At 71.6% G+C, this 7,220-nt stretch carries 9 protein-coding genes; 6 read left to right on the top strand and 3 right to left on the bottom strand.

Annotated elements, in window-relative coordinates; translation table 11 throughout:
* The 5 genes from MJ777_RS21595 to MJ777_RS21575 form a co-directional block, all read left to right on the top strand.
* A partial coding sequence (locus tag MJ777_RS21595) for a maleylpyruvate isomerase N-terminal domain-containing protein (RefSeq protein ID WP_239377622.1) occupies positions 1-948 on the top strand: 948 nt, incomplete at its 5' end.
* 100 nt (positions 949-1,048) lie between these two features.
* A complete protein-coding gene (locus tag MJ777_RS21590; RefSeq protein WP_239377621.1) occupies positions 1,049-1,954 on the top strand; it encodes an oxygenase MpaB family protein in 906 nt (301 codons plus the stop codon).
* 9 nt (positions 1,955-1,963) lie between these two features.
* Positions 1,964-2,386, top strand: coding sequence for an RNA-binding S4 domain-containing protein (locus tag MJ777_RS21585; RefSeq protein WP_239308824.1), 423 nt, complete (start codon positions 1,964-1,966; stop codon positions 2,384-2,386).
* Positions 2,387-2,544: 158 nt separating this feature from the next.
* Positions 2,545-3,177 (top strand): ECF RNA polymerase sigma factor SigK, encoded by a 633-nt coding sequence (gene sigK, locus MJ777_RS21580; RefSeq protein ID WP_305039432.1) that lies wholly within the window; start codon positions 2,545-2,547, stop codon positions 3,175-3,177.
* Positions 3,174-3,953, top strand: a complete 780-nt coding sequence (locus MJ777_RS21575) for an anti-sigma factor (RefSeq protein ID WP_239377620.1) — start codon at positions 3,174-3,176, stop codon at positions 3,951-3,953. The genes sigK and MJ777_RS21575 overlap by 4 nt, the downstream gene beginning before the upstream one ends.
* Before the next feature lie 100 nt (positions 3,954-4,053).
* On the opposite strand, the gene MJ777_RS21570 is transcribed toward MJ777_RS21575, so the two are convergent.
* Positions 4,054-5,277 (bottom strand): malic enzyme-like protein, encoded by a 1,224-nt coding sequence (locus MJ777_RS21570; protein ID WP_239308826.1) that lies wholly within the window; start codon positions 5,275-5,277, stop codon positions 4,054-4,056.
* 195 nt (positions 5,278-5,472) lie between these two features.
* Between MJ777_RS21570 and MJ777_RS21565 the strand changes: the two genes are divergently transcribed.
* A complete protein-coding gene (locus MJ777_RS21565; protein ID WP_239308827.1) occupies positions 5,473-6,153 on the top strand; it encodes a DsbA family oxidoreductase in 681 nt (226 codons plus the stop codon).
* A 355-nt stretch (positions 6,154-6,508) separates the two neighbouring features.
* Here the strand turns inward: MJ777_RS21565 and MJ777_RS21560 are convergent, their stop codons facing one another.
* Together MJ777_RS21560 and MJ777_RS21555 are read right to left on the bottom strand one after the other, a co-directional pair.
* Positions 6,509-7,033 carry a GNAT family N-acetyltransferase gene (locus MJ777_RS21560; protein ID WP_239377619.1) on the bottom strand — a complete coding sequence of 175 codons (525 nt, stop codon included), beginning with the start codon at positions 7,031-7,033 and terminating at the stop codon, positions 6,509-6,511.
* Positions 7,030-7,220, bottom strand: a 191-nt coding sequence (locus MJ777_RS21555; protein WP_239377618.1) for a DUF1778 domain-containing protein, incomplete at its 5' end; no start/stop codon positions are given. The genes MJ777_RS21555 and MJ777_RS21560, both read right to left, overlap by 4 nt.

Here is a 7,220-nt window from a genome sequence, read left to right as displayed (position 1 = left end):
CTGCGGCAGGCAGCGGCGGCGCTCACCATGCTCACCGTGCGGGCGGACACCGACGCGTGGTTGCCGCCGCCGGCCGCGCGGGTGCTGACCGCGGCGCTGGCGCGCCGCCGGCCCGCACCCTTGGTACCCGCCTTCGCCGCGCCCTTCGCCGCCGCGGCCGGCCTGCTGGAGTCCGCGCTCGCCGAGATCGACGAGACGGCCTGGGGCACGCCGAGCCCGGTACGCGACTGGACCATCAGCGACCTGGTCGCCCACTTGGCCGCGACCGATGCTCTGCTCGCCGCCGCGATCGGGATCGCGGCGGACCCACCGGTGGATCCGCACCAGAACACCGTCGCCCACAGCGAGATGGTGATCGCCCACGCCCGTACCCGGCCGCCCGCGCACTCCCGCGAGCTGTGGCGGCACGGTGTCCACGCGATCGCGGCACGGCTGCGCGCCGAACCGGCGCTGGCCAGCCGGATCGTCCAGGTCGGCGGCGTCGAGATGGCCGTGGCCGACCACCTCGTCACGCGGGCCTTCGAGACCTGGATCCACGCCCGTGACATCGCCGGGGTGATCGGGCTGCGGCTGCCCCATCCGCTCGGGGAGCACCTGCACGCCATGTCCGGCCTTGCCGCGCGGCTGCTCGATCAGCTGTGCGCGTCCCATGCCCCGGGGCTCGGTACGCCAGCGTCCGGCGGCTCCCCCGCCGGGATGGTCCGGCTCACGCTCACCGGGCCAGGCGGAGGGTCCTGGCTGGTGCGGGTCGGCGCCAGCGGCCGTGCCGAGGCTGCCGGCGACGCGGCTCGCACCCCGCCCGCGGCCGAGATCTCCCTCCACACGGTGGAGTTCTGCCTGCTGGTCGGCGACCGCAGAACGCCCGGCGACCTCGACGTCGCCATCACCGGGGACGACGCCCTCGGCCGCCGGCTGCTCACGCTCGCCCCGGCGCTGTCCGGCCCGTGAGCAGTGACGAGTGCCCGGCAACAGGGGCGTGGATCCAGGAGCGAGGCACTACTGGCCGGTGCGCGGCCACCCGGCCGGCCCGGTCACCGGAGGAGCACGCATGAAACGGTTCGACTGGCTCAAGCGCATCGAGCGGCTCGACCCGGAAACGGATTTCCTCGACATCTACCGGCTCAGTGTCACCCACGAATTCCCGTGGGACTACAACCAGTCGCTGTCGTTCGCGCTGTTCCGCACCTATGCCGTGCCCACCGTCGGGCGGCTTCTCGCCGAGACCGGCGAGCTCACCGAACGCGTCCAGAAACGCTACGACGACACCGTCCTGATTCTCGACGGGATACTCGAGCACGGTTTCGCAAGCTCACTGGGACGCGCGGCGATCCGCCGCATGAACCAGATGCACGGCGCTTACACGATCTCCAATGAAGATCTTGTGTACGTGCTGTCCACGTTCGTCGTCGTCCCGATCCGGTGGATCGACCGGTTCGGCTGGCGACGGCTGAGCGAGACCGAGAAGGCCGCAAGCGCCAACTACTACCGTGAGCTGGGCCGGCACATGGGGATGACGGGAATCCCGGCGACCTGGCAGGAGTTCACCACCCATCTCGACGCCTACGAGGCGGCACGCTTCGCCCCCGAGCCGGGCGGACGCGCTGTCGCCGACGCCACGCTCGCTCTGTTCACCACCTTCCCGCCCAGTCACCTCGCACCCGCGGCGCTGGTCAGGCGGTTCGCGCTCGGCCTGATGGACGACGGCCTGCGCACGGCGTTGGGCTACCCGCGGATCTCCCGGGCGGAACAGGCCGCATGCGCCGCGGCGGTACGGCTACGCGGCCGGGTGGTACGGTTCCTGCCGCCGCGCACCAAGCCGTTGTACGCCCGCCAGCGGCCCAACATCCGTAGCTATCCCGACGGCTATGACCTCTCCCGGCTCGGCACCTTCCCGCGCGGCTGCCCGGTGGCACCGCCCGCACCGGACGCTGCCTCCACCTCGCCCGCTTCATAGGATCGTGGTATGGCGTCGCAGGAACTGACCGCGCGGGTCGACAGCTGGATCTGGTCCGTGCGACTGGTCACGACGCGCTCGCAGGCCACCGCGGCCTGCCGCGCCGGGCATGTGCATCTCAACGGTGACCGGGTCAAGCCGGCCCATGCGGTACGCGCCGGGGACACGGTACGGGTACGCCACGGCGGGCATGAGCGGATCGTCGTCGTCACCCGTGTCCTGAGCAAACGGACCAGCGCGGCCGTCGCCGGGGAATGCTTTATCGACCACAGCCCACCACCGGTGCCCCAGGATGTCGCGGCGGTGGGTGCCCGCGGCCGTGGCGCCGGACGTCCGACCAAGCGCGACCGCCGCGCGCTGGAACGCCTTCGTGACCACGAAAAACGCCAGCGTGCCTCGTCGTCGCCCCCGGGCACCCCGCCCCACCGGTGAGGCCTCCGCCGTCGGTCCGGGCGGGAAAACCATCGGCGACGAGCGGACGGCCCGGTGGCCGATGACCACTCCGGTGGTACCGCGATAGCACGGTTGCCGGCACAATACGAAGAACGCGATCACGATCTCGGCATGATTCCGAGAAGAGCCGGAAACGGATGTCGATGCGAGGCGAGGACAATCCACGCCGGGTGCTGCGCCTCGCGCCGCACACCCCGTCACACCCCGCGTCCGATACCGCGGCGCGCGCGGACGAGTTCCTCCAGCGCGCCAGCCGCGGTGACAGCGATGCGTTCGCGGCTCTTTACGACCTGCTCGCCCCGCGGGTGCTGGGGCTCGTCCGGCGGGTGCTGCGGGACCCCGCGCAGTCCGAGGAGGTGACCCAGGAGGTGTTCGTCGAGGTGTGGCGGACCGCCGCCCGCTTCGACCCGGCCAAGGGCAGCGCGGCGGCCTGGGTCTGCACGCTCGCGCACCGCCGGGCCGTCGACCGCGTCCGCTCGGTCCAGGCGGCCACCGACCGGGAACGCCGCGCGGCCCTGCTCGGCCATCGGGACGGCGACGGTTTCGATGACGTCGTCGAGCAGGTCGAGGCGCGGCTCGAGCGTGAGCATCTCCGCCGCTGTCTGGACCACCTCACCGACAGTCAACGCGAATCGATCACGTTGGCCTATTACCGCGGGTACACCTACCGTGAGGTCGCGGAGTACCTGAAGGTCCCGGCTGGAACGGTGAAGACGAGGATGCGCGACGGCCTGATCCGGTTACGTGACTGCCTGGGCGTCGGGCGATGACTCCCCCGCGCCCGCCGTCCCCGGACGTCCACGCGCTGACCGGCGCGTACGTCCTCGACGCCGTGGACGGCGACGAACGGGCGATGGTCGACGAGCATCTCGCCAGCTGTGACGTCTGTGCGCGGGAGGTGACTGAGCTACGGCTGACGGCGACGGCCCTGACCAGGGCTGACGAGGTGGAGCCGCCCGCGTCGCTGCGGGCGGCGGTACTCGCGCGGATCGCAACGGCCCCGCAGCTCCCGGCCCCACAGCTCCCGGCGCCAGATGACCGGCCGCGGGACGGGCAGCGCCGCGGCCAGCCCCGTCACCCCCGCCTGTCGCGCCGGGTTACCGCGGCCGCCGCCGCGGCGCTGGTCACGGTAACCGGGCTCGGTCTCACCGTGGCCGGCCAGCAGCGGCGCCTGGACAGCGAGCGCCAGCGTGCCGACCGGCTGAGTGCGCTCGCGGCCGCGGCCCTGTCACGTTCGGCGGCCATGCCGCTGGCTGGCGGCGGGAGCCTGGCCGTGGTGGCGGTAGCCGGCAACGCGCTGGTCTCAGCGCGGGACCTGCCGGTGCTCACCGGCGGGCGTGTATACCAGTTCTGGCTTGCCGGCCCGAGCCCTGCCGGCCCGGACGGGGTGCGGTCCGCGGGTATCGCCGACGGCCGCGCGGTCGCCGTCGACCGTCTGCTCACCGGTGTCGGTGACGCCCGTTCCATAGTCGTCACCGCGGAGCCCGCCGGTGGTTCGGCGCGGCCCACCACCCCCATGCTGATCGACGCGCCCATCCGCGCCTGACCAGGCCGCGTTCCCGCACGGTGAACGTACCGCGACGGGACGCTCGCTCCCCGGCGGGGAGAGATCCTCGCCGCGTGCGCATCACTGCCGCGCGTGCGCATCACTGCGCCGCGGTGAGCGCGCACGCCGCGGCCACGGCCACGGCCGCGGTCAGCCCCGGATGGTCCAGCGCGGGCAGCAGCGCGCCCGGCTCCGCCTGCGCGGCCAGGGCGTAGGCGGCGGCCAGCCGGGCCGCGGAGGTGATCGGCATCCGGGTGGTAACGGCCGCGGTGACAAGACCGGGCAGGGCATGCAGCGGGCGCGGTCCGGTAGTGGCGGCCAGCAGCGGCGGTGGGGTCTCCAACCGGGTACGCAGTACCGGCACGCTCCGCGGCGGTGCCGCAAGACCCATGAGATCGATGACAAGGTCCGTCTGGTCGGCAACGGCGTGCAGCGCCTGGATGCCGTACTCCACCGGATCATAGAGAGTGACGTCGCCGATCCCCGCGGCCACCAGGAGACCAGCCAGGTCACCGCCTCGTGCCGGGTCCACAAGCACGATCCGCGCCCGGCCCGGATCGATCGCCCGCGTACGCAGCGCGTTGACGGCCGCGGCGGTGGCGGCCACGGCCAGCCCGTCGTTGACCGCGTCCAGCAGCAGGTGGGACGCGGCGCCGACGGCGGCGCGGGCGGCATCGATGTGGCGGATGTGGGTGTGCACCAAGACGGTCGCGGCAAAGCCCGGAGCAAGCATCCGGATGACGCTCGCGAGATCGTCAGCGCCGCTGGTGGCGACCGGCAGGGGGATGATGTCCAGGCCGGTTGCCCGCTGCAGGTGGACGGCCTGCGACTCCACCGCGGGCAGAGCGGTTTCGGCGGGTAACGGTTCGAAGTCCAGGACGGCGCTGGCGTCGCTGAGCAGCGCGATCCGGCGGGACCGGCCGGTGTACCGGTCGGTGTGGCGAGGATGGGCCGCGAGATGGGTGATGACGCGCCGGTCCGCGTCGGCGTCCAGCAGCGCGACGTCATGACCGGTGGTGACCGCGGCACACACCTGTTGGGCGAGCTTGCCGGCGGAGGCGGTGGAGAAGACGAGGTCCTCGGCGTGCAGCAGATCGGCGCCCAGACCGCGACGCAGCGCGTCGGTCAACCGGGTCAGGGTGCGGGCGCTGTCGGCGTCCAGGACAATGCGGCGCGCACCGGTGGGGTCACCTTCGTCGGTCTGGCAGGTGACGGTGCCCGGCAGGTCCGCGATGACCGACCGGACCACGGCGGCCGCATGCGGCGGGACACGGATCTGAATGCTGTAGGCGGGATTGACCCCAGTGGGACTCGGCGTCAGCACGTCCCCTCCACCCGCGGCCGAGACGGCCGAAACACGGCTTGACCAACGTGTCGCGCACAACGTGTCGCGCCGGAATAACCAGGACGTCACGACCGCGTCGCCCATGCGACGCTCCGCTCAGCCTCGCGTGGCTGCGCGAACAGCCCCTTGTGCCCTGCGAGCATAGCCCGGAGCACCGATGCCGAGGAGAGGCCCATGCGGATTGACATCTGGTCCGACCTCATCTGCCCGTGGTGCTGGATCGGTAAGCGCCGATTCGAGCAGGCGCTGATCAGTTTCCCTCAGCGCGACCAGACTGAGATCGTCCACCATTCTCTCCAGCTCGACCCGGCCATGCCCACCGATCGCGTCGTGCGCCAGACCGACATGCTGGTCGCCACCTACGGCATGACCCTGGCACAGGCACGGGCGAGCCAGCTCGCGCTGGAACGCACCGCGGCCACCGTCGGCCTCGAGTACCACCTGGCCGACAGGACCATCGGCAACACCGCCAGCGCGCATCAGCTCGTGCAGCTGGCCGGCGACCGCGGCGTCCAGGACGCCGTCGTCGAGGGCCTCTACCGGGCACACTTCACCCAGCAGCGATCATTGTTCGATCATGAATGCCTGATCGGGCTTGCCGGCGAGGCCGGCCTGGACCCGGACGAGGCCCACCGCGTGCTCGCCGAGGGCACCTACGCCGACGCGGTGGACGCCGACGCCCGCCAGGCGCGGGCACTCGGTGCCACCGGTGTGCCGTTCTTCGTCATCGACAACAGGTACGGGGTCTCGGGCGCCCAGCCCCCGGAGATCTTCATCGAAGCGCTCTCCCACGCCTGGGCCGATACCCACCCGACCGAGGAACGAGCTGACGAAGCGATGACCCATCCAGCATAATTTTGTTAACAAAAACAAGAGCGACCGGCAACAGGGGACGCGGCATCACCGAATCCCGTCTCCGGTCGTTCCCCTCCGTTCACCCAGCACCGGCCAGCGCACATAATCCATGGCCTCGGCGGACCGTCCACGGATGTCTACCAACGTCCGTCGGTGCAGGTCACAGCCTCGGGATGCGGGTTTGATGTTGGCGCGGGTGGCTTCGGGTAGGCATGGTGCCAGTGCTGCGAGCGATGTGACCTGGCGGTCGGGGCTGTCGATGGTGCGCGATCGACAGCGCTGCGTCCAAGACGGTGGTACGGGTGCGCTGTCGCGCGCTGATCGGGTTACGCGAGCGGTACCCGAGCCCGCTCGGTCACGTGCCGCTGAGGGCCTTGCGGAGATCCTTCATCAGTAGGAAGAGGTGCATGGGGTCAGTAGGGCCGGCCTCGAACGTCGCCAGCCGGAGGTAGAAGTCACGGGCGACCTCGCTCTCACAATGGATCAGCAGGGCCCGTACACCGATGACCTCACCGGCCACAGCGACGCGGCGCATTGCGTCGACCACCAGCGCCCGGCCGAGCCCGGCACCCTGGACGGACAGGTCCACGCCGAGCCGGGTGAGGATCACCATCGGCTGGTGATAGCGGCCCGCACCCTGGGTCAGCCGCCGCGGCGTCTGGGCCGGCGCGACCGACCCGGCCGCCAGCGCGTAATAGCCCACCACCCGCTGATGTGCGTCATCGGTTCCGGTGACCACGTACACCCGGGAGGAGCCGGACTGGTGCGCCTGCCATGCGTGCGCGGTCAGCCAGGCTGACTGCGCCGCCGACCCGCAGTCGAACCCGGCCAGCATGTGCGTCGCGGCCAGCGGCTCGACCGGGCCGAACTGGCTGGTCACCGACCGGCCTGACCCGGCTCCGGGTGATCGAGGACGGTGGGCGTGGTCAGCAGTTCCCGCAGCCCCGGCACGTCGGCCGCCGGCCGGTCAAGTGCATGATCGAAAGCCTGCCAGCTCGCCTCGTCCAGGACGAAGACCCGCCGATCGGCCAGGATATCGGCCGCGGCATCGGTCGCCGCCTTCAGCA

Origin of the sequence: Protofrankia sp. Cj5, from assembly GCF_917627405.1 — a bacterium.
Lineage (GTDB): Bacteria > Actinomycetota > Actinomycetes > Frankiales > Frankiaceae > Protofrankia.
Note: the sequence above shows the minus strand (reverse complement) of the source record. Positions and strands in the feature narration are given on the sequence as shown.

Bases quoted from the DNA above. Each gene is read 5' to 3' on its own strand.
- MJ777_RS21575 (WP_239377620.1), top strand. From the start codon at position 3,174: ATGACTCCCCCGCGCCCGCCGTCCCCGGACGTCCACGCGCTGACCGGC.
- MJ777_RS21565 (WP_239308827.1), top strand. From the start codon at position 5,473: ATGCGGATTGACATCTGGTCCGACCTCATCTGCCCGTGGTGCTGGATC.
- MJ777_RS21590 (WP_239377621.1), top strand. From the start codon at position 1,049: ATGAAACGGTTCGACTGGCTCAAGCGCATCGAGCGGCTCGACCCGGAA.
- sigK (WP_305039432.1), top strand. From the start codon at position 2,545: ATGTCGATGCGAGGCGAGGACAATCCACGCCGGGTGCTGCGCCTCGCG.
- MJ777_RS21585 (WP_239308824.1), top strand. From the start codon at position 1,964: ATGGCGTCGCAGGAACTGACCGCGCGGGTCGACAGCTGGATCTGGTCC.